This window comes from Streptococcus rifensis (assembly GCF_053203525.1).
On the sequence record NZ_JBRUCW010000002.1, the window covers coordinates 18,384 to 39,814 of the forward strand.

The 21,431-nt window shown below is 39.3% G+C and carries 23 protein-coding genes, 1 tRNA gene and 2 pseudogenes; 7 read left to right on the plus strand and 19 right to left on the minus strand.

The genetic code is table 11. The annotated features are described in order from the left end of the window. The first annotated feature begins 12 nt into the window (after window positions 1–12). Window positions 13–972 carry a class 1b ribonucleoside-diphosphate reductase subunit beta gene (gene nrdF / locus ACVRYP_RS01255; RefSeq protein ID WP_447466966.1) on the plus strand — a complete coding sequence of 320 codons (960 nt, stop codon included), beginning with the start codon at window positions 13–15 and terminating at the stop codon, window positions 970–972. A gap of 112 nt (window positions 973–1,084) precedes the next feature. Here the strand turns inward: nrdF and ACVRYP_RS01260 are convergent, their stop codons facing one another. The 8 genes and pseudogenes from ACVRYP_RS01260 to ACVRYP_RS01295 all read right to left on the minus strand — a co-directional run bounded on the left by ACVRYP_RS01260 (window position 1,085) and on the right by ACVRYP_RS01295 (window position 5,443). Then, a complete protein-coding gene (locus tag ACVRYP_RS01260) occupies window positions 1,085–1,396 on the minus strand; it encodes a CPBP family intramembrane glutamic endopeptidase (RefSeq protein ID WP_447466967.1) in 312 nt (103 codons plus the stop codon). 33 nt (window positions 1,397–1,429) lie between these two features. Continuing rightward, entirely contained in the window at window positions 1,430–1,792 is a 363-nt protein-coding gene (locus ACVRYP_RS01265; RefSeq protein ID WP_447466968.1) for a hypothetical protein, read from the minus strand. A gap of 96 nt (window positions 1,793–1,888) precedes the next feature. After that, window positions 1,889–2,971 (minus strand): hypothetical protein, encoded by a 1,083-nt coding sequence (locus ACVRYP_RS01270; protein ID WP_447466969.1) that lies wholly within the window; start codon window positions 2,969–2,971, stop codon window positions 1,889–1,891. A 24-nt stretch (window positions 2,972–2,995) separates the two neighbouring features. Further along, a complete protein-coding gene (locus ACVRYP_RS01275) occupies window positions 2,996–3,763 on the minus strand; it encodes a DUF3169 family protein (RefSeq protein WP_447466970.1) in 768 nt (255 codons plus the stop codon). Further along, complete coding sequence (locus ACVRYP_RS01280; protein ID WP_447466971.1) at window positions 3,760–3,975, minus strand: helix-turn-helix transcriptional regulator; 216 nt, start codon at window positions 3,973–3,975, stop codon at window positions 3,760–3,762. The genes ACVRYP_RS01275 and ACVRYP_RS01280 overlap by 4 nt, the downstream gene beginning before the upstream one ends. 23 nt (window positions 3,976–3,998) lie before the next feature. Beyond that, window positions 3,999–4,553, minus strand: a pseudogene (locus tag ACVRYP_RS01285) (DUF3267 domain-containing protein). Between the two features lie 14 nt (window positions 4,554–4,567). Beyond that, window positions 4,568–5,077, minus strand: a complete 510-nt coding sequence (locus ACVRYP_RS01290) for a DUF3278 domain-containing protein (protein WP_447466972.1) — start codon at window positions 5,075–5,077, stop codon at window positions 4,568–4,570. A 57-nt stretch (window positions 5,078–5,134) separates the two neighbouring features. Next, the gene (locus ACVRYP_RS01295; protein WP_447466973.1) at window positions 5,135–5,443 is read right to left on the minus strand and encodes a hypothetical protein; all 309 of its coding nucleotides are present in this window, start codon (window positions 5,441–5,443) and stop codon (window positions 5,135–5,137) included. Between the two features lie 464 nt (window positions 5,444–5,907). Between ACVRYP_RS01295 and ACVRYP_RS01300 the strand changes: the two genes are divergently transcribed. Further along, on the plus strand, window positions 5,908–6,171 hold the full coding sequence (locus ACVRYP_RS01300; protein WP_447466974.1) for a chorismate mutase: 264 nt from the start codon (window positions 5,908–5,910) through the stop codon (window positions 6,169–6,171). A gap of 61 nt (window positions 6,172–6,232) precedes the next feature. On the opposite strand, the gene ACVRYP_RS01305 is transcribed toward ACVRYP_RS01300, so the two are convergent. Then, on the minus strand, window positions 6,233–7,420 hold the full coding sequence (locus tag ACVRYP_RS01305) for a cation:proton antiporter domain-containing protein (RefSeq protein ID WP_447466975.1): 1,188 nt from the start codon (window positions 7,418–7,420) through the stop codon (window positions 6,233–6,235). A 223-nt stretch (window positions 7,421–7,643) separates the two neighbouring features. On the opposite strand from ACVRYP_RS01305, the gene ACVRYP_RS01310 reads away from it, so the two are divergent. The 4 genes from ACVRYP_RS01310 (at window position 7,644) to rpsN (ending at window position 10,907) form a co-directional block, all read left to right on the plus strand. Beyond that, window positions 7,644–8,315, plus strand: a complete 672-nt coding sequence (locus tag ACVRYP_RS01310; RefSeq protein ID WP_447466976.1) for a response regulator transcription factor — start codon at window positions 7,644–7,646, stop codon at window positions 8,313–8,315. Continuing rightward, window positions 8,296–9,615 carry a HAMP domain-containing sensor histidine kinase gene (locus tag ACVRYP_RS01315; RefSeq protein WP_447466977.1) on the plus strand — a complete coding sequence of 440 codons (1,320 nt, stop codon included), beginning with the start codon at window positions 8,296–8,298 and terminating at the stop codon, window positions 9,613–9,615. The genes ACVRYP_RS01310 and ACVRYP_RS01315 overlap by 20 nt, the downstream gene beginning before the upstream one ends. Before the next feature lie 79 nt (window positions 9,616–9,694). Further along, window positions 9,695–10,528 carry a PepSY domain-containing protein gene (locus tag ACVRYP_RS01320; protein ID WP_447466978.1) on the plus strand — a complete coding sequence of 278 codons (834 nt, stop codon included), beginning with the start codon at window positions 9,695–9,697 and terminating at the stop codon, window positions 10,526–10,528. Between the two features lie 109 nt (window positions 10,529–10,637). After that, the gene (gene rpsN / locus ACVRYP_RS01325) at window positions 10,638–10,907 is read left to right on the plus strand and encodes a 30S ribosomal protein S14 (RefSeq protein ID WP_447466979.1); all 270 of its coding nucleotides are present in this window, start codon (window positions 10,638–10,640) and stop codon (window positions 10,905–10,907) included. Between the two features lie 98 nt (window positions 10,908–11,005). Here the strand turns inward: rpsN and ACVRYP_RS01330 are convergent. The 7 genes from ACVRYP_RS01330 to ACVRYP_RS01360 all read right to left on the minus strand — a co-directional run bounded on the left by ACVRYP_RS01330 (window position 11,006) and on the right by ACVRYP_RS01360 (window position 14,325). After that, a tRNA-Arg gene (locus ACVRYP_RS01330) sits at window positions 11,006–11,077 on the minus strand. 120 nt (window positions 11,078–11,197) lie between these two features. Further along, window positions 11,198–11,740, minus strand: coding sequence for an Asp23/Gls24 family envelope stress response protein (locus tag ACVRYP_RS01335; RefSeq protein ID WP_447466980.1), 543 nt, complete (start codon window positions 11,738–11,740; stop codon window positions 11,198–11,200). Window positions 11,741–11,787: 47 nt separating this feature from the next. Next, a complete protein-coding gene (locus ACVRYP_RS01340) occupies window positions 11,788–11,982 on the minus strand; it encodes a CsbD family protein (protein ID WP_447466981.1) in 195 nt (64 codons plus the stop codon). Between the two features lie 53 nt (window positions 11,983–12,035). Continuing rightward, window positions 12,036–12,593, minus strand: coding sequence for an Asp23/Gls24 family envelope stress response protein (locus tag ACVRYP_RS01345; protein WP_447467138.1), 558 nt, complete (start codon window positions 12,591–12,593; stop codon window positions 12,036–12,038). A gap of 43 nt (window positions 12,594–12,636) precedes the next feature. Next, window positions 12,637–12,831 (minus strand): DUF2273 domain-containing protein, encoded by a 195-nt coding sequence (locus tag ACVRYP_RS01350; RefSeq protein WP_447466982.1) that lies wholly within the window; start codon window positions 12,829–12,831, stop codon window positions 12,637–12,639. Window positions 12,832–12,840: 9 nt separating this feature from the next. Next, entirely contained in the window at window positions 12,841–13,446 is a 606-nt protein-coding gene (amaP, locus tag ACVRYP_RS01355; protein ID WP_447466983.1) for an alkaline shock response membrane anchor protein AmaP, read from the minus strand. Between the two features lie 231 nt (window positions 13,447–13,677). Further along, window positions 13,678–14,325 (minus strand): GntR family transcriptional regulator, encoded by a 648-nt coding sequence (locus ACVRYP_RS01360; RefSeq protein ID WP_447466984.1) that lies wholly within the window; start codon window positions 14,323–14,325, stop codon window positions 13,678–13,680. 585 nt (window positions 14,326–14,910) lie between these two features. Here ACVRYP_RS01360 and ACVRYP_RS01365 point away from each other — a divergent pair. Then, window positions 14,911–15,146: pseudogene (locus ACVRYP_RS01365) on the plus strand (GNAT family N-acetyltransferase); the annotation flags it as partial. Between the two features lie 518 nt (window positions 15,147–15,664). On the opposite strand, the gene pyk reads toward ACVRYP_RS01365, so the two are convergent. From pyk to ACVRYP_RS01380, 3 genes are all read right to left on the minus strand, one after another. Beyond that, window positions 15,665–17,170: a pyruvate kinase gene (gene pyk, locus ACVRYP_RS01370; RefSeq protein WP_447466985.1), complete on the minus strand. Its 1,506-nt coding sequence runs from the start codon at window positions 17,168–17,170 to the stop codon at window positions 15,665–15,667. Between the two features lie 52 nt (window positions 17,171–17,222). Then, window positions 17,223–18,233, minus strand: a complete 1,011-nt coding sequence (gene pfkA / locus ACVRYP_RS01375; protein WP_447466986.1) for a 6-phosphofructokinase — start codon at window positions 18,231–18,233, stop codon at window positions 17,223–17,225. Window positions 18,234–18,315: 82 nt separating this feature from the next. Continuing rightward, window positions 18,316–21,429, minus strand: a complete 3,114-nt coding sequence (locus ACVRYP_RS01380) for a DNA polymerase III subunit alpha (RefSeq protein WP_447466987.1) — start codon at window positions 21,427–21,429, stop codon at window positions 18,316–18,318. Window positions 21,430–21,431 lie beyond the last annotated feature (2 nt).

Genomic DNA, 21,431 nt, shown 5'->3' on the forward strand with positions numbered 1-21,431 from the left:
ATCGGAGAAATTATGACCACTTACTATAAAGCCATTAACTGGAATGCCATTGAAGATGCTATTGATAAGTCGACTTGGGAAAAACTGACCGAGCAATTCTGGCTCGATACCCGTATTCCCCTCTCAAATGACTTGGATGATTGGCGCAGCCTTACGGACCAGGAAAAAGACCTTGTCGGCAAAGTCTTTGGCGGCTTGACACTTCTTGACACCATGCAGTCTGAAACAGGGGTTGAAGCCATCCGTCAGGACGTCCGCACGCCACATGAGGAAGCCGTCCTCAACAATATCCAGTTCATGGAATCTGTCCATGCCAAATCTTACTCTTCTATCTTCTCAACCCTCAACACCAAGTCTGAGATTGATGAGATTTTTGACTGGACCAACAACAACGAATACTTGCAACGCAAGGCTAAAATCATCAACGAAATCTACCTTAACGGCACAGCGCTTGAAAAGAAAATCGCCAGTGTCTTTCTAGAAACCTTCCTCTTCTACTCTGGTTTCTTCACGCCACTCTACTACCTTGGTAATAACAAACTGGCTAACGTGGCTGAAATCATCAAACTCATCATCCGTGACGAATCTGTCCATGGCACTTACATTGGTTACAAATTCCAATTAGCCTACAATGAGTTGCCAGAAGACGAGCAAGAACGCCTCCGTGAATGGATGTATGACCTCCTCTACACCCTCTACGAGAACGAGGAAGGCTATACAGAGTCCCTCTACGATGGTCTTGGATGGACGGAGGAAGTGAAGACCTTCTTGCGCTACAATGCCAACAAGGCCCTCATGAACCTCGGACAAGACCCGCTCTTCCCAGACTCAGCTTCTGACGTTAACCCAATCGTCATGAACGGTATCTCTACCGGAACATCCAACCACGACTTCTTCTCTCAAGTCGGTAATGGCTACCTCCTCGGTGAAGTGGAATCCATGCAGGACGACGATTACCTCTACGGTATGTAAAAAATATTACTCCATAAAAGAACCATCTCTAGCAGATTGATTGCTGGAGATGGTTTTCTTATATCTATGGTATCCATATGCTTATCTACCCATACAGGCATTTCAAGTATAATCACCTCAAAAAGAGATAAGTGATGATGGCCCAAGACCTGTAGGTATTCGCCAGAGCATGGGCCAATATTGGATAGTAAGCTGACTTGCTGGTCCTGTATATCATCGAGCAAACAAAACCCAGTATAAAATAAATCACAAAATCCATAGTGTTCCACTGGTAGCGAACAATATGCATCAAGGAAAAGACAGTGCTCGACAGCAAAACATCTAAATAATAGCGTGAGTCCTTAAAGACCAAGGACATGAGCCCCACACGGCAGAGCAACTCTTCGTATAGCGGGGAAACGATAATCGCCATCCCTAAAAACACATACAAATCCCTATCGGTAATGACCTGACGAAGCTAACCCTCAATAGCCTGACCATTTTGCGTAGGCATAACCTCATAGAGGTAATGGGTTAAATACTCGCCAGCGATAAACAACAGAATCCAAACCAAAACGACTTTCCAACTGATTTTGGTCAAGCGAAACTCAGCCGACCCGACACACTTGGGTAAAACAATTAATAGAACAAGCCCCAAACCAAACTTAACCAAGGTAAAGACAAGTGTCCTTGCAAACTCATCTACCCCCAACCATACCAAACCATCGTAAATCCAATACCAGGGATCATAAATCACCAGCAGCATCAGCAGAACCAGCACTCCTAATATCACGTAATCTCTACGATTTGGCTCAGCTTTTAGCCACTCTAATCCCTTCATATCTCCCTCCAAAACCATTTATGATTTAATATAAGATTTTAAAAAAATTTGTCAAGATGAAAAAGAAAAGACAGAGATGAAGTTCTGTCTTTATTGTTATAACTTTTGTTTTAAGATTGCCAGATTCCGTTCTTCCGAAATGTATTCTACTGGTAGATGGTAGGTCTTCTTCAGTTTGTAAAACTTCTCCAGATGCTTCTCTGCTTTTTGCTCATCCTTCTCCACAAGCATGTGGTAAGCATAGAGAAAGACTAGGAAAGCTGGCTGAGAGTTGGCTAAGTTCTGAACTGTTTTCCATTCTTTCTTAGAGAAAGAAACTTCAGTCGAATCATCAAGCATTAAATCACAATAACCGAGCAACGTTTTTGCAAAAATCGTATAAATCTCAAGCGTTTTTTGCTCCGTCAGCTTAAGGTCTAGAAGATAATTTCGAGCACCGATAAAATCTCCTTTATCCATCATACGAGATACGGTATTCACTGCCATGCCAAACGCCATCGCATTCGTCAAGTCTTCTTTATCAATCGGGATGAAATAAGTATCATCCAAATCTTTTAATGCCACACCTTCTGCTAACTTGGCATTCATGGCTAATGTTGACCAGAAGAAAAGTGCTCCTTTTGGATGCTTTTTAATACTCACAATATTAGCACCATCATTTGTAATCAGGCTTGAAGTTGGGACCAGATTCACCACAGCGAACATCAGCCCCAACAGGGCAAATGTATTTCCAAATTCTGGACTTACCCAGTCTGTCAAGCTGGTGAGATACCATACACCTACTGAAATCAAGTTAGCCAGACCTCCTCCAAGATTGTATAATACATAAGGGATTTTACCATCAACTGGCGAAGGCGGAATCATCAAGCATTGACCCAAAGTTCCTGGAACAGAATGAAAACTAAACCGTAAGCGACCATCCTTTTGCTTTTGCCAATGTAGGTTTAAAATTCGGTAACTTAGGAAACGGTAGCCAGTTAAAAGCCCAAACACCAAGTGACCTGCTTCATGAATCGCTAATTGCAGTATTCCAGCAATCACAGTATAAAGAAATAATAATCCAGGAAAAATAACAACATCAGCCGAATTTCTTCCTGCTTGGACGCCAGCAAAATAGCCTATCACACCAAAAAAGACCAACGGAACCAAACTCCCTAACACCTTCAAAAACTTTTTCATAACTCTCCCCCTATGACTTAACCTTTATTTAAAGTACTTCCGGACCATATTCATATTGGTTACATTGATATAAACATGGACAATCGCTAGAACCAGGTAAGCCACATACTGTTTTTCTTGTAATATAATATCCAATACAAAGACAGATACATACAAAGCAGGTAGCACGCGTTGATTGAGATTAAAGACGGTGAGAAAGGCCTGTTCAAAGTTAACTTGCTGCTCACCTTCATCCAAGGAATAGACATAGTCTTTTACCTCATTGATAGTTGGGAAGGCTGACAATCTGTATTCCCGAATCTTTTGAGTAGTCTTAAACACTAAAATTTGTCCACCAATCAAAATACCCATGGTCAAAAGAAAATCTAAAATTTGAAAATCCATGCTGGCCGAGTCTTCTTTAAAAATAATAGAAAAACTCATCATAATAAGTAAAAGTGAAACAACTGACATGATATTGAAAATAATGGTCGCATATTCGAGATGGCGGTGCATCTGTTTGTAAACCATTTCCAATTGCTCGTCCTCTTCTTCATCAATCATTTGGTAAAGAGTATGGCTTTTACGAGCGCGATAAATCAAAATCAAAAAGGCAAGAAAGAGAACAACGACGAAAAGACGTAATAGTATTTGTAAATTCTTTCCATTAAAGATGAGATCTAAATCAATACCAGCCCCTTCAAAAAATCCTGCAAGAAATGCCAAAATACCAGCTCCGAGCACTCCCGAAAGAAAGATGAGAACATTGCGTAAAATTCGTTTTCCTAGTGTTAATTGTTTTCCTTGTTTCATTCTCCTACCTCCTCAATCCGAAAGACATTTTCTAGTGGCTCATTGAATACTTGAGCAATCTTTAATGCAATAATGACAGATGGGGTATATTCCCCTCGCTCAATCAGACTGATGGTCTGGCGAGATACTTCTGCCAGTTTTGCCATCTCGGTCTGGTTAACCCCATCTCTGGCTCGTAATTCCTTGAGCCGATTTTTTAATATCAGTGTCATATTAACCTCCTAATGTTTATAAGTTAAGCTTGGTAAATCAATAGACCTGTCTCAGTATCTTCTACCAAAATATGACAGTTTCTATATTTCACCACTAAAAGATAGGTGTAATAAAAATCACCAATGCAACAAGCTGCATGCATTGCTGCTAACAGAAGATAAAGAGTGGGTGATAGCCATCCCAGTACAAGTGCTATTGTTAATCCAATAGTGATAAGAACAAAAGGTGCTAGACTTATCACAAGCATTTGACCTCTTATGTAAAGTGACCCTGGACTAGTCGCATAGGCCATGCCTTGCTTCCATTTAATCCCAAATTTTACCTTGTTTTCAGGCTTAAAAATTTTAAAGAAAAGACCATGGATCAACTCATGTACCACAATAAGCACAAGAAATCCAAACAATTATAGAAAGATTTCTCCAATACCAAAGACATATTCTTGTGTTTTTCCCCCTAGGATGATAACAAGGTAACTAAAGAGGAAAGAGAATGGAAAAAGCAAGACAAGCGCCCCAACATTAAGCCAAAAAGCAATTTTTTTACTCGTTAAAATATTTAATTCATATAAAAGTTTCATATAGACTATCCTCCTTACTTGACCTCAATCTTACGACGATTAGCGATAAAGATACTGATAAATCCGATGACCGACATCATAGCAACGGTTCCTGGTAATACTATTTGGAAATAGATTGAGGCACTCGTTCCACTCTCTTGCGGAATCCCTGATTGCCATAAGGCCAAGCTCACGATAATGGACAATACTACTAGCATTCCTGTTTGGGCAAGCGTTCTGCGGAACATTTTTCCCTGTGCCTGCTGCACCTCAGACTTCTGAATATATAATTTATCCACTCCAAGCTTCTTCACAAGAACATCTTGTCGAAACAGGGCAACGATTATTGTCACAAAGACACTATACGTTACCACATCTTTATTCATAAATAGGCCAATGATAAAGGAAAAGAATATAACGGTTATAAGGGACATGTACACATTATTCCCAAAGGTAGTTAGTGCCTTGTGGTCTTTTTCATCTAGTTCCCCTGGAACACCGTAAAAGTATTGAATAGCTTTCAAATAAATATTTTCTTTTGGCATCTTTCATTCCTCAATTCTTTCCGCTGATTGCATAATTAAATTTTTATGAAAACAGTATTAAACTAACTCGATCGTTTTGATATCATCTACGCGTACCAAGCATGTTGTTACTTTTCCTTTTTTAGTGCTTTTGGTTAATTTTACCCATTCTTCATCTACTTCCAGGTTTGTCCAAACATAGGATTCTAATTGAGAATAAAAGCTAACTTGGACATTTTGATTGATTAATTTGGTGATAAGTTGTGATATGGTGTTTTCTCCTTTATTTTTGCGTTCAAATTTTTTGAGTTTAAGATTAAGTGTCTTCACTTTTCTTTGACTGGTATAGGCATAATAAACAGCCCACAATGCTAAAACTGTTTCCATATATTTATTTCTCCTTGATAGATGATTTTTTCATTTCTTATTCACCTGTTTCTTTTCTCTTGTCTTTCTTTGTGTTTTCATCAACTACACAAAATAGACAGATGAGGATAAGCAGGAATTCTCTGCTAATGGCCTGAATCTTAAATATATCTAAGAATAACATGGTAAGAAGTACTAAACAGATCAACACTTCTAGTATTGTAACTTTTTGTGGGAGCTATTTTAAAAATTTAATACTTCTTAGCTCCTTACATCTCCTTTTGATGGTTTTATTGTAACACTTCATTTTCATTTTGACAATTATATTTGTCAAAAAAATAATAATTCTAGTCAAAATAACTACACCTATTGTCAAAAAGGCAAGGATTATAGTCAATTTGACTAGATTTGTCCCTAGAAATAGTCATAAACTAGCCTCCTTTTGTTTTTTTTGTTACAATAGTACAAAGGTTTTGGAGGTAGTTATGCAAGATTTAGAAACCAGCCGTCAGCATATTGATCAGATTGACCGTGAATTGGTTGCTCTTTTGGAAAAGCGAATGACAGAGGTGAGTCAGGTCATCGCTTATAAAAAAGCGTATGCCATCCCTGTGCTGGACAGCGGGCGCGAACAAGCCGTTCTTGATAAAGTGGCTCAATTAGTCCAAGAAAAGAGCTATGAAGAGACGATTGTGGCAACCTTCTCCGACATGATGGCCCGCTCCAGAGAATATCAAGCGAAACAATGATTTTTATAAGCCTATAATAGCAAATTAGCCCTCTAATCAGCGATTAGAGGGCTTTGTCATATCAGAGAAGCTTCTTATAGGAATAATCTATGCCAATGGCTCCTAAAGGCGCTGTGATCAGAATACCAAGCACGGCTACTGCCAGGATGATTGGTCCTGATTCTAGACCAAGAGAAAGGGGCACAGAGCCTATGGCTGCTTGAACAGTAGCCTTTGGCAGGTAAGCAATGACGCAAAATAATTTTTCTTTAGGGGATAACGGCATTCCATAGAGTGACAGCATAACACCGATGGTGCGAATCAAAAGAGCGCCAAAGATTAGAAGCACTGCCATCAGACCAGCTCCCAGCGTATAGCGGACATCGACCGCAGCTCCAACAAGGACAAAGAGCAATACTTCTGCTCCCAACCAGACCTTGCTCATTTTTTCAGACAAGTGACTTGTGACAGCATGGGGACTTTTAACTTTTAAAGCGACAGCCATACTAACAACAGCTAGTAGGCCAGAAAACGGAATCCAACCATCTAACCAGCCTTCTAAGGCCATTAGCAAGAAGGCTAGGGAAAGAAGGATTAAAAGTTTAAGACTGGATCTCACAGCACGCTTCTTAACTGCAAACCATTCCCAAAGATAAGAAAGAACAAGTCCTAGGCCCGCTCCCATGAGAAGACCTAAAATAATGGACAGGGGAATATTAAGAAAACTGATGGCAGATAGCTGTTGGCCCTGGGCCATACTCGTAAAGCTACTAAAGAGGACAATGACAAAGATATCATCACAGGAAGCACCGGCCAGAATCAATTGTGGAATCTTTTTTTCACTGCCGACGCCATTTTCAATCATGTAAACCATACGAGGGATGACAACCGCTGGCGACACCGCCGCTAAGACAGCCCCCATGACCAAGGCATCGATAGGGCTGATGCCTAGCAAGCTCGGAGCTAAAAGGTAATAGGCTACTATTTCAAAACTAGCTGGAAGAAAAGCCATGAGGATAGCTGGTCGTCCTACTTTTTTGAGATCTGCCAGATTTAAGGTTAGACCAGCCTTTAAGAGAATGACGATTAAGGCAATCCTCCTTAAATCCCCCGAAATCTCAAGAATAGTGGCATCTAGTAAATTTAAGGCAAATGGACCGATTAAGATACCAGCCAGCAACATTCCAATAATACGGGGTAGGTTTACCCGCTGAAAAAGAGAGGCAAACAAGAGCCCAAAAAGAAAAATAAAGCCGAGAGAGGCTAACATAAAAACTCCTTTAATAGCTAACGGAATAACGTTACACATCCGATCATTCCAGTTGTTTTTAAATTGTTATTATTTTAACATAAAGGGAAAGATCTATCAAATACTGATAGAAGGTCAAACTCTCTTTTTAACAGCTTCTCTCCTCCTCTTTCCAACACTTATTCATCCCATCTTCATCTTTCCATGCTATACTAGTTATAGCAAGACTGAGAGAGGATTAGCTATGAAAATTTTACTTGTTGAGGACGAGCTCGATTTAAATCGAAATCTAACCAAACGCTTACGGTCTGAAAATTACACAGTCGACAGTGCTTTTGATGGTCAAGAAGCCCTCGACTATGTTGCCATCAGTCCATATGATGTTATCATCTGTGATGTTATGATGCCTCATCTCGATGGCTTTAGCTTTTTAAAAACCCTTCGAGATTGTCAGAATACGACAAAAGTTATCTTTCTGACAGCGCGCGATAGCCTGGAAGACAGAATTAAGGGCTTGGATGCTGGAGCTGATGACTACATTGTGAAACCCTTTGAATTTGAAGAGCTTTTGGCTCGCTTACGGGTACAGGCTAGACAACAATTTCATCAAACAAGCAACCAACTCATAAAAGGAGCCTTGATGCTGGATACTGTGCAGAAAGTTGCCAGTTTTGATAACCAAGTACTACCTCTCACTGCCAAAGAATACCAGGTCCTTCTCTATTTGATGCAACATTTAGACCATATTCTAAGCCGTGACCAAATTCTAAGTCATGTTTGGGATTTAGACTATGAAGGGGGTTCTAATATCGTAGATGTTTTGATCAAAAATATCCGTAAAAAACTAGCAGAAGTCACTGATGACACCATTATCGAAACGAAAAGGGGGTTAGGCTATGTTATTCACAGCTCCTAAAGCCGGTTTATCTATATCAAAACGCATGACCCTCTGGTACAGTAGCTTTTTTATGCTATTAAGCCTCTTTCTTTTTACAGCAATTTACCTCTTGTCAGATTTTTACATGGGGCAAAGTGCCAGAGAGCAGCTACAAGCAGCCGTCAGCGATAGCATCGGTGACCAGCAGGAGGGAGATTTTGAAGCCTTTGATGATGGCGTATACCTCTCCTACTACAACCAAGAGGGACAGCTGTTAGAGGGGCAGTTACCGGTCACCATTACTGCTGACTTTATTGATCAGCAAATGGCTGAGATTACTGTAGATAATCGTAAATTTCTGTATTACGACCATTACCATGCTGACAGCCAAATTTGGTTTCGTGGCGTCCTGTCCCTCCAACAAACTGATCTTATCAGTCAAAATCTGTCGATTATTTTGCTAATTCTCTTACCCATTGTCTTAATCTTAGTGCTTGGGGGCGGTCACCTCATCATAAAGCGCGCCCTTGCTCCCTTACAAGATTTCTCGAGAACAGCTAAACAAATCGAAGATCACCTAGATCTCTCCCAACGGATTACAACAGAAAAAACACCGAAAGAACTGCACCAGCTTGGATTTTCTTTTAACCGTATGCTAGAAAAGGTAGAATCCTCCTACGAACGGGAACGCCAGTTCACCAGCGATGTCTCCCATGAATTGCGTACCCCGTTAACAATAATCCACTCCGAAACTCAGTATGCTAGTAGCCTAAAGCACTTATCCCCTGAGGTGACAGATTCTCTAACAATCATTCAACGCCAGACCCGACAAATGAATCGCTTGGTTACGAACCTTCTTGATATGACACGTATGGACAAAACAGAACATGTAACTCTAGAGACGCTATCTTTATCGAGCTGGTTAGGTAAGCAAATCCCAGATTTTGAAGCCTTAGCCCACTCTCAAGATAAAAAACTCCAAGTTTCCATTGAAGAAAATCTTAAGATAAAAGGACAAACTGATTTACTCTACCGGCTACTGGACAATCTCATGAGTAACGCCGTCAAGTTTAGCCAGAAACATATCCACATTAAGGCCTATCAGCAAGAAAATCAAATTCACTTAGCAATCAGTAATGATGGTCCACAAATTCCAGATAGGGATATTGATTATATATGGGATCGCTTTTACCAGGAAGATCAGTCACGTCATGGCCAGAGTTTGGGCCTAGGTCTCTCCTTTGTTAAGAAAATAGCCGAGCTCCATCAGGCAAAAGTCACTGTGACAAGTCTTCCTGAAAAAACAACCTTTGAAATTTTTTTCCCCTCTTCATCTTAGATTCATCTTAGCTTGCTATACTTTAACTATAAGGATAAGCATCCTAAAATTTTAAATAAAAGAGGTGACGATTATGTCTATGAAAAAGAAAACACTACTCTTAGGACTCGGGGCAGGAGTCATTGCTTTTGGCGGACTCGCTTTAGGCTCAGAATTATTGGAAGACAGAAGTGAACGGCAAACACTGGCAATCAGGCAATCAACAAACACTATTTCAGAAGTTGAAGCCAAGCGAATTGTCAGTGAAAAGACAGGCCAGACAGATTTAACCTTTTCCAAGGTACAACTCGAAACAGATGATGACCGTATCAATCCTTATTATGAGATTGAAGCTTTTAAAGATCAAACCGAATATGATTATGAAGTCGATGCGGTTACAGGGGAGGTCACCAGCGCATCGGAAGAACAACTAACATCTACTAGTAGCTCACCTGATGTTTCAGTTACTTCTAACCAATCAACCCTTACTGAGACCGAGATCAAGGCTAAGGTTGGTGAAGCCATTGGTCACAGTGACCTCAACTATGCTAAACTGCAGACAAGCACAGAGGACGGCAAACAAATCTTTAAGGTTAAAGTTACTGACGGGACCACTACTCATGAACTAGAACTTGATGCGCAGGCCGGCAGCGTTTTGTCCCACGAAAAAGAGGACACCATCAAAACCAGTCCATCAGCCCTGACAGCTTCAGCTAAACTTTCAATTGATCAAGTTAAGGAAATTGTCTCAAAATCGACCCAAGCTAGCAACTTGGTTTTCACTGAAATAGAACTAAGCCAAGAAAAGGACGACTACAATAATCGCCTTATCTACGATATTACAGCTTATGCAGATGGTATTGCATACGACTTAGATATTGACGCTACTACTGGAGAAGTTCTAAAAACTAGTGCTGAACGCGATAATGATTAACTACTTGAAAAAGCCACAGGAATATTGTGGTTTTTTCTTGCATTCTATAAACTTAACTGGTATACTATATACAGTTAACTAGTTAAGTTAGTTTAGACAAGGAGAATTCATGGCAAAAAAATCCAAAATAGCACGTTACAATAAGCAAGTGAAACTCATTGAGCAGTATGCTGATTTAAGGCGCGAACTGAAGGCAGCAGGTAATTACGAAGCACTGCGTAAACTTCCTAGGGATTCGAATCCTAATCGTTTAAAAAATAGGGATAGAACAGACGGAAGGCCTCATGCTTACATGCGAAAGTTTGGTGTTAGTCGGATTACTTTCCGTGAATTGGCCCATAAAGGGCAATTACCTGGTGTCAAAAAAGCTAGCTGGTAAACTGCTTTCATTTTCATTCCACAAAAAGGCCCCTTTAGGCCTTTTTGTTTTAAAGCAGACTCATCACTATTTAAAAAAGTTTGGAAAAGCATAAATAATCTCCCCTGCCGGAATCGAACCAGCGACTAATTCTTAGGAGGAACTTGTTATATCCACTTAACTAAGGGGAGAAAATCAGATAACCTTAGCATACTGAATTATCAAAAACTTGTCAAGCTTAAATTTTAAAATGATCAAATGAAGAAAACGAAACTGAGCCTAGCTCAATTTCGTTAGTCACAAATATTATTTTAATAAACTCGCTTATCAGAATTAATAGCTTGCGCACTGTTGTCAACAGCATTTTTAACGTTAGCACTTTGTTTTGATGCGAATTCCCCGGTAGCTTTTGCAGCTTCAGAAAGTCTATCTTGAACTGTGATTGAATCTTCCTCATGCTCGGCTTTTGTTTTGGCATCGACAACATTGACATTCACTTCAACAACATTTAAATGAGTCATTTCAGAAACAGCTGAACTGATTACTTCCTTCATTTGATCTACAATATTAGGAATGTCCTTACCATATTCAACTATGATGTCTAAATCAACTGCAACCTCTTTTTGACCAACTTCAACATTTACTCCTTCAGTAACATTGTCAGAATTAATCGTTTTATTTTTAATATTAGAGAAGAAACCCCCACTGACGGCTAACAAACCAGGAACAGTTTCAAGTGATTTACCAACAATTTTCTCAATCACCTTATTCTCATAAGTGATGGTACCACGTAGATTTGAACCTTCATGATCTACAGATAGTTGGTTGATTTCATTTTGATGAGTATTTGTCATATTTAAACCTCTTTCCATTATTTAGGTAAATTTATTTGTTTAAAAAATTATTTGTCTGTAACCTTATCAATTGCTCCTGATACAGTATCTTTAACATCTTTCGCAAATTCTTTAGCTTTACCAGCTAATTTTTCAGTTTTCCCTTCCGCTTGCATCCCTTTATTACCAGTGATTTTCCCAGCGGCTTCTTTTATACCACCCTTTGCTTGATCAATCTTAGCGCCAAATTTTTCTTTAGACATTTTAAATACTCCTTATTATTATTTATTCTATAGTTTATTAGAGAAAGCATATGTTAGACAACACGAGGCTGTTGAGATTGGGTTCCATCAGAGATAGCTGTTTTAGCATTATTAATCTGCGTAGAAGTAAAATCGCCTGTGGTTTGAACAGCCTGTGAAACCTGATCTTGAACCGTTTTAGAATCAGCCTCGTGTTGAGCCTTAGTTTTTATATCCACAACATTAACATTAACTTCAACAACTTCCAAGTCTGTCATGCGACCTACTTCATCAATAATAACTTGCTTAATGTTATCGAAAATTGTAGCAACATGTTTCTGATATTCAACAACCACGTTCAAATCCACTGCAACTTGACGATGACCAACTTCAACATTTATGCCATCTCTTACATTGGTTGAATTTACCACTTTATTTTTAATATTATTGAAGAATCCGCCATCTACTGATAGCAACCCATCTACAGACTCAAGAGCATAACCAACAATTTTCTCAATAACTTTATCCTCATAAGTTAATAAACCAGCTGTAAAACTAGGATTAAGATCATGAGATTCAACAGGTAAGATTTCTTTTGATTCATAAGTATTTGTCATATAAGTCTCCTTTATATATGCTTTTTTATATATTTTTTGTTTAAGTTGTTATTTAGTTTTAGCGCTTCATTCGATTGGCGATTGCTTCAAGAAGCCCAGAATCTTGAAAAAGTGCTCCTAAGTATGCAAAAATTCCAACTGCTAAAATTAATAGTATTGTTTTCCAAAATCCTAGGGTCATAATTAATGAAACGAGAATTAACCCTATTAAGCCTCCAACTATAGGATACTTGTATCGATTTAAAAATTCCATATTTTCCTCCTAAACTACTCTTGGACTTTCAGAAGAAGATAGTCTCATTTCTTCTGTGTCTGTTACTATAACTTTACATTTTAAAGGATAGTCGACACCAACGAATTCTTGTAATGTACGAGTAATCCCTTCCTCAAGTAATCTCGCTTTTTCTGCTACTGCTACTCGCGGTATAATACCACCTTTAACATCAACTTTAATCTTATTTTTATAGAGCTTTGAAGAGATTGAAGGGTTCCTCATAAAACTTTGTTCAGAAACAACTGATTTTACTAGTCCGTCAATTGCTGATTTTGATAAATCAAGGCTTCCTTGACTCTCCTTAAGGTTAATCCTTGTTCTTGATTTTGGATAAAACGAAATAATTAGCAAAGCTATAAAAATCAAAGATAAGAGAATGAGTGAGCTCCAAAAAATTATCTGACCTAAAAACGGATTGACTGGTGGTGTTCTAAAATTCATTTGATTAACCAGTCTTGTCAACCAATTAGTATTTAGGCCTAATGAAATTAAACTATGTCTTGCAGCTTCATGGTAAGCAAAAACATTAAACCCCAGAAGCAACATTCCCCATAACCCTATTATCCATATTACTATTTTTTTATTTTTTGACATTTATTGTCCTCCTTTTTACCCCTAATCTAAGAAAAGATAAAATTTCTTTAAAAGTGACCACACCTTTTTGAATCTATATTGTCAGTATACCGTTTTATTTTTATAATTGCAAGTATAAAGCTTCATTTTAAAATTTTATAAACAAAAAAACCATCAAAGCCTGTTTGTATTTCAAACAGATATTGATGGTCAGGTTAAAATCCTGGTCCTTTAAGAGTACACAAGCCAATCTTAATCTTCATTTTTTATCACACTGTCGGTTTGGCCAAAGAGATTTCTCATCCTTGCTTGCGATTCCTCGTTTCCTACAAAATAGAATGTATCTCCCTCTTCAATTGAGAGGTAGGGACCGGGAGAAAGAATTATTTTGTCATTTCGCATTACAGCAATGATAGTAGCGCCTGTTTGGTGCCAGATATTTAGTTCACTTATATTTTTACCTAATTGATCTGAGCTAGGCACTACCATTTCAAAAGGATGAAACGGGTATTCTTTATGGACAAGAGTTGCTTGATTACTGATGGCTTGCGCCAGTTCTTTCGTCCGGAGTAGCTCGGCATTTTGCCGCTTGAGGCTAGCCTCCAACTCCTTCTCAAGACGTTTAAGTGTCGTCGTTGCTTCAAATTGCTGAACATATTGCTCCGCTTTCTCCTTTGAGATGACTGTTGCTCCACTACCTTGCTTGACTTTCATGATATTTAAATCAGCTAGGATGTTAATGGCTTTACGGGCAGTTTCAGGAGATACATGAAAAAAGGCTGCTAGAGTCGAACGCGATTTAACACGTTCACCAACCTTGTACTTACCTTCTGAAATTTGTTTAGCAATTTCTAAGGCAACTTTTTGATAACTTACATTTAAGACGTCAACTTTAGGCATTGTCCTCCTCCTTCTAGCCACTCCAAGCATATAGTGGCAATAGATTTCGTTTATATGGTTAGTTAAAAGTAGATTATTAGGGATTTGCAAGCCAATATGTGACAGAAGCAAAAGACCTAGACAAAAATAGCATTCCTATCAGCTAAAATCCGTCACTTAGCCACAACCCTTCTACTATCATTATAATACATTAAAGAAATAAAATCAAAACCGTTAAATTTTAAGGGCTCACCATAGGAATTGTTAAAAAACGTATATACCTGGAAAAACTATAAAATAGAATATCTGAGGTAGATGTCTACAGAATTGAAAAATATTACACTCAATGAATATGTACTAAAAAATCTTACTCTTTTTTTACTACTGCAAAAGGAAGCCAGTTTCTTCAAGGACCTGATGCTTTACATTCAGTCATTAGTATAAGTGAAATGACATGGTTTTAGACCTTTATTTTGTTTTTAAGCATCTTATTTCGAATAATAGAGTTACTATTATTATTACAAGTATTATTACAAGGAGGAAGTGCCATGGAAACTGTAATTAAAACACGTTCTATTTTTTATTTCAGAAAGAGGGAAGTCAAATTTGAATAAATTTATGTTAGAAACAAAACGATTGGTCATACGGCCACTCGAAGAAGGGGATTATGCAAGCTGCTACACCAGTTTTGCAAATCGTGGAAATCGTTAAACCCGTTTGATGACGGAAAACGTGATATGTCTATGTGTGATAGGGATTGGGATGATAGCTTGATTGATAGACATAAAATACTGTGGGAAAAGGATCAGGTATATATATTTGCTGTTTTTCTAAAAAGTGGTAGCATTTGAAAAGGACAAATGGATTGATAAAATGATATACAGGATCAATCTACACAATCGTATTTTAGAATAGATTGAAATATCACACATCTAGAAACAAAGTATAATGAAAATGAACTCGTCCCAAGAGATAATCCTAAAATATAATTGTAAGAGTTTGATTTTAGTGCTACAAAGGGATAAGTCCTTTTTGTTTTGTTTGAATGTTTTCCTATAGGCCTACTTCTTAAAATGCTGACAAATAGTGTCTACCCCATCCATAAATGAAATGCTAAAATCAGATGCTTTTGAGTTTCGGAAGATGACAACTTTTAAACGAAAATTCTCATTGCTTTAAACATCAAAAGAGAGAACCAAATTGTTTCTCTCCAGATGTTAGCTTTTCACCAACCCACTACAGTTGACAAAGAGCTGATTTTAATTGAACTTCGTGTCAGAAAAACGATTACTGCAACTCTTAAACACCATAAGTAAAAAAACGCCGGACAATATATCCAGCGTCATTTTTAATATTATAGTTAACGAACAGTTCGAACTCGCATTGTGTTTGTAGAGCCGGCAACACCAACAGGTACTCCAGCTACGATAACAATATCGTCACCTGATTCAACAAGACCATGTTTCAAAGCTTGTTCCTCAGCTAATACAAACATATCATCAGTTGAGTTTGGTTTTGTAGTTACAACTGGAATGACACCCCAGTTAAGTGTCAAGCTACGTTGTGTCAATTCATCAAAAGTTACTGCTAATATGTCAGATTCTGGACGGTATTTAGAAATTAAACGAGCTGTTTTACCAGTCTGAGTGATACATACAACCAATTTGATGTCCATTGATTCTGTAGCGTTTTTAACAGCAGAAGCCATCACTTCTGTTTTACCTGATCGTTCAAATTCAGTAGAATCTAAACGACCATATTCGCTAAGAAGACCTTGTGCATTTTTAGCGATTTGAGCCATTGTGCGAACAGATTCCACAGGGTACTTACCATTTGCAGATTCACCTGAAAGCATGGTAGCATCTGTGCCGTCGATAACAGCATTGAAAACGTCAGATACTTCAGAGCGCGTCGCACGAGGTTTTTCGGTCATGGTTTCAAGCATGTTAGTTGCTGTGATAACAACTTTTCCTGCCGCATTAACCTTAGTGATAATCATTTTTTGGTATACTGGTACCATTTCAAATGGTACTTCAATACCCATATCGCCACGAGCTACCATGATACCATCAGCTGCTCCGATGATTTCATCGATATTGTCAATACCTTGTTGGTTCTCAATCTTAGCAAAAAGTTTAACATGACCATTTCCAGTCTCTTCACAAATAGCACGCACTTCTTCAACATCCTTAGCTGTGCGAACAAATGAAATGGCGATGAAGTTAATGCCTTGTTCCAAACCAAAACGAATATCCGCATTATCTCGGTCAGCCAAGGCTGGGAATGGAATTTTAGTGTAAGGGATGTTTACACCTTTTTGCTTTGCAATGATACCGTCATTCTCAACACCAACAATAAACTCACGTGTTTCTTCATCTTTAGCGATAACTGTCAAACCAAGTTTCCCATCGTCGATAAGGATTTGTTTGCCAACTTCAACATCATCAAAAACATCTAGTCCACCAGCAACGTTCAAAGCAATCACATCACGTGTTGATTTAATCCCCTGCTTAGTTGCAACACGGATCTGATCGCCAGTTGTGTAGCTATACTCTTTAGCATCGCCTTCAAACAATTCCGTACGGATTTCAGGTCCCTTAGTATCCAAAAGAAAACCGACGCGTTTTCCAGCAATTTCTTCAGCACGTTTAACCGTTGCCATACGGGCACCCTGCTCTTCGTGATCACCGTGTGAGAAGTTGAAACGGAAAGTATTAGCGCCTTCTTCGATCAATTTAGCAATGGTTTGCGCTGATGTTTCAACATCAAGAGGCTCGCCCCAATAACCGTCATCTCCATATTTTTTACCGCCGCGAGTTTCAACGGCAGGTCCAAGGGTAGCAACGATTTTAACACGTTTGTTCATGATTATGTTTGTCTCCTTTTATTTTAGGCCTTTAATGGCAATAATAACACGTTTAAATAGATAAGTCTTCGTTTAACTTAATTAAATCAATATCGGCTTTATGAGGGTTATTGACAATAATCTCACGATCGTCCCCAAGACTAAAGAGGGCTCCTTCTTCAGCAGTTCCAAGAATTGGACTTGTTACAATTTCCTCATCCTGGATACCAACTGCTACACCACCAATACCTTCTTTAAGCAATTCAACTGCACGAGCTCCTAAACGAGAAGCTAAGACGCGATCGCGGGCAGTCGGCGAACCACCGCGCTGCGTATGCCCAAGATCAGTAAAGCGTAAGTCTCCGACATAACCAGCTGCCTTTAAATCTTTAGCGAATTCAGTACTCGATTTAACACCTTCAGCTAAGACAATAATGTGGTGATTTTTTCCGTTAGCAAAACCAACATTGATATTTTCAACGACTTTTTGAATATCATAAGGATGTTCTGGAATGATGATTTGATCAGCTCCTGAAGCAATTCCTGACCAAAGAGCAATATCTCCAGCATGGCGTCCCATTACCTCAACAATAAAGGTCCGACGGTGACTGGATGATGTGTCTCGTAAGCGGTCAATGGATTCCATAGCAGTATTCACAGCAGTATCAAATCCAATAGTGAAGTCAGTACCGACGATATCATTATCTATTGTCCCAGGCACACCTACTGCTGGAAAACCATGTTCAGTAAGGCGCATAGCACCATGATAAGAACCATCACCACCGATCACAACAACACCTTCAATGCCATATTTCTTCAGTTGTTCGATGCCTTTTAATTGGCCTTCAAGTGATGCAAATTCTGGATAACGAGCTGAGTATAGGAAAGTTCCTCCACGTGAGATTTTATCCCCAACCGCTCGTGAATCAAGTGGGAAAATTTCTCCATCAACCATACCAGCATAACCGTGCTGGATTCCATATACTTCCATACCCTCTGCGATGGCTTTTCGCACAACTGCACGCGCTGCCGCGTTCATACCAGGGGCGTCTCCACCACTGGTTAAAACAGCAATTCGTTTCATTTTAACTCTTGCTCCCTTTTTAGTTTCTAACCCATTTATTATAACATAAAACCCCTAGTAATGCTTGTCTTATCACAAAAAATTAGTAAAAAATCGTTTTCATATTTCTTTTTTCAAATGCTTCTACTAATGATTCCGTTTTCTTAACTCCTAGGTATTTAAGTTGAACAGTTTCATTGGATTCTTTATAGCGCAGGACAACCGGAATTGGCCCAGGATACTCTTTCAGTAATCTAGCAATTAGCTCATCATCGTCATGATTTTCAACTTGGATCCAGAATTTTTCAGTTGGGACGCTAAGTGCTTTTTCCAAAAGCATTTGTAGCTGACCATCACGGGCTTGGATTTTTCCAGACAAGTAATAAAACTGTCCGATTTCAAGCGTTCTCCCAATAGCTACATAAACATCTGGAAAGACAGTGATTTCCATCTGGTTGATAGCGTCTGTTACTTTTAGAAAAGCCATGGGTTGCCCTTTTTTAGTGCGAATTTGACGAATATCTAGTACTTCGGCCATGATTTGCCCCTGCTCCTCGGCAACTAAATCTCGGATTGGTGTGATGGGATAAACAGCATGCCGCGCTAGTGTAACTAAGGGATGTGGACTGAGCCCAATTCCCATGATTTCTTGCTCTTGGTGAAATTTTTCAATCTCTGAAAAATCAGCAACGTCTGTCCAACCATAGGCCATATCAGGATTATCCTCAAAGAGATTTGACTGCCCTAGTTTATGGTGTTCACGGAGACCTTGATAATTAACCAGGACTTTTTGACGATTTCGTTCAAATTGGTCAAACAAGCCAATCTTAATCAGTGGCTCTATTAGGGCAGGCTTGGCGTATTGCTCTGGAAGGCGGTGAACAAAATCCTCTATACTGACAAAAGGACGATGATCAATAATCCAGTGAAAAAAATCTTTAGGTAACCCTTTAATATTTTTTAAACCAAGATAAATCTTTCCTTTGTCAAACTTATCATAATAAGGAACCGTGTTAATGTGTAACTGAGCTACTTGAAAATCAAAGGTCAGAGCATCTTCGATATAGCCACTATTAGAATAATTGAGCATGACATCAAAGAAGACATCCGGATAGTGAGCTTTAAAATAGGCTAGCTGAAAGGCCAAGGCTGCATAAGCGTAAGCATGCGAACGGTTAAACCCATAGCCGGCAAACTTTTCCATCATGGCAAATAAGTGTTTGGCGTGGTGCTCAGAATGGCCGTTTTTGAGGGCGCCTGTCATGAATTCCGAAGCCATGGCAGCCATTTCTTCAGGTTTTTTCTTACCCATGGCCCGTCTTAAAATATCAGCCTTACCCAGGCTAAAGCCAGCGTAACGTTGGGCAATTTGCATCACCTGTTCTTGATAGAGCATAATCCCATAGGTCGGCTCTAAGATATCAGAGATGCTAGGGTCTAATAAATCGACGCGTTCTTTGCCCCGTCGTCTCTTGATGAAATTATCAATATAATCACTAGCACCGGGCCGATTTAAAGACGTTGTCGCCACAATATCTTCAAAACACCTTGGTTTGACTCGTTTTAAGAGTGAAATGGCTCCTGCTGCCTCAAATTGGAAAATTCCTTTAGTCTGGCCCTTGGCAAAGAGGGTTAAGGTGTCAGGGTCTTCAAGATTAATCTTAGCAATATCAATAGTGACATCATACTTATCGGCAACGCGTTCTGCCATGCGTTGGACAAAGGTCAGGTTTCTTAGGCCCAAAAAATCCATTTTCAGTAGACCGTTTGCCTCAACACCATGAGCATCGTATTGGGTTAGATGCATTTCTTCGCCTTGTTTTAAGGGAATTCGATCCGTCAAATCATGGTCGCTCATCACAACACCTGCTGCATGAATGGAGGTCTGACGAGGCTGTCCTTCAATCGCTTTTGCCATTTCAAATGCTTTTTGGTATTCAGGTTTGCTTAGAATGTGCTGCCTAAGGCTAGCATTGCGCTCATAGGCTGATTGCAGTGTATCTCTAAAACCGATTTTTTTAGTCAAGTTAGTCAGTTCGTATTCAGCAAGGCCAAATCGTTTAAAAACGTCACGTATTGCTTGTTTCGCACCAAAGGTTGAGAAGGTCACAATTTGAGCGGCATGCCGACTGCCATACTTCTCCCGAACATAGCGGATAAATTCTGGCCGATAAACATCTGGCATATCAATATCGATATCGGGCATGCTAAAACGCTCTAGATTAAGGAAGCGTTCAAACAGTAAATTTTTGTCAACGGGATCAATGCCGGTGATATCTAAAGCATAGGCAACAAGGCTTCCGACAGCTGAACCACGCCCCATCCCCATGTAATAGCCTTGGCTCCGTCCGAAACGTAATAAATCCCAGACGATTAAGAAATAATCATCAAAGCCCATTTGGTGAATGATATCGAGTTCTTTTTCTAAGCGGTCGCGGTAAACAGCAGACAAGTGCTTTTTCGCTGAAAGACCTTCAAATGCGCGTTCCCGTAGTTCTTCAACGGCTGGCCTCTCCCGATTGAAACGTGGGAGGACCAAAGACTGCTCTAATTGATAAGCGATAGAGGAGGTGAAAGCCTCCAAATTATCTAAGGCATCTGGAAAGTTATCCTTAAAGAGCTGAGCCATTTCAGACGGTGTCTGTAGGACTTCTTTCGTTAGAATCGGAGGGGTTTCTTGCAAGGTCTGATTGTCCCGAATAGCATGAAGCATCTGGATGAGACGACGTTCTTCTAAATCGAAATAGCGAACGGTCTGAATCGGCAGGATCGGATGACCAAAAGACTGCTGTGGCGTCTCAGGAAAAACACCTATGTAATAAGGCAGGTCCAAAGAAATCTGATCAATGCCTTCTTGATAGGGCAAAATAAGGGTCACTTGTTCTAAATAAGGCATCAGGTTTTCAACCTTGTTTTCTCCCATCATTTTTTGAGTAGAAAGCTTCATTAGAGCTTGATAAGCTTGTGTATCATGGGCGACAAGGTAAATCCTTAGTGGCAGTTGATTATGTTCAAGCACCATCTCCACCCCCAGAATAGGGCGAATGCCAAAACGATAGCAAACCTCTAAAAAGTGATAGGCGCCATACAGGTTGTCTATATCCATCATACCAAGGGATTGATAGCCCATAGCCTTGGCTCTTGCCACGTAGGACTCGATTCCTATAACACTATCCATAAAGCTATAAACAGTTTTTGTATCCAAAGGTACAAACATGG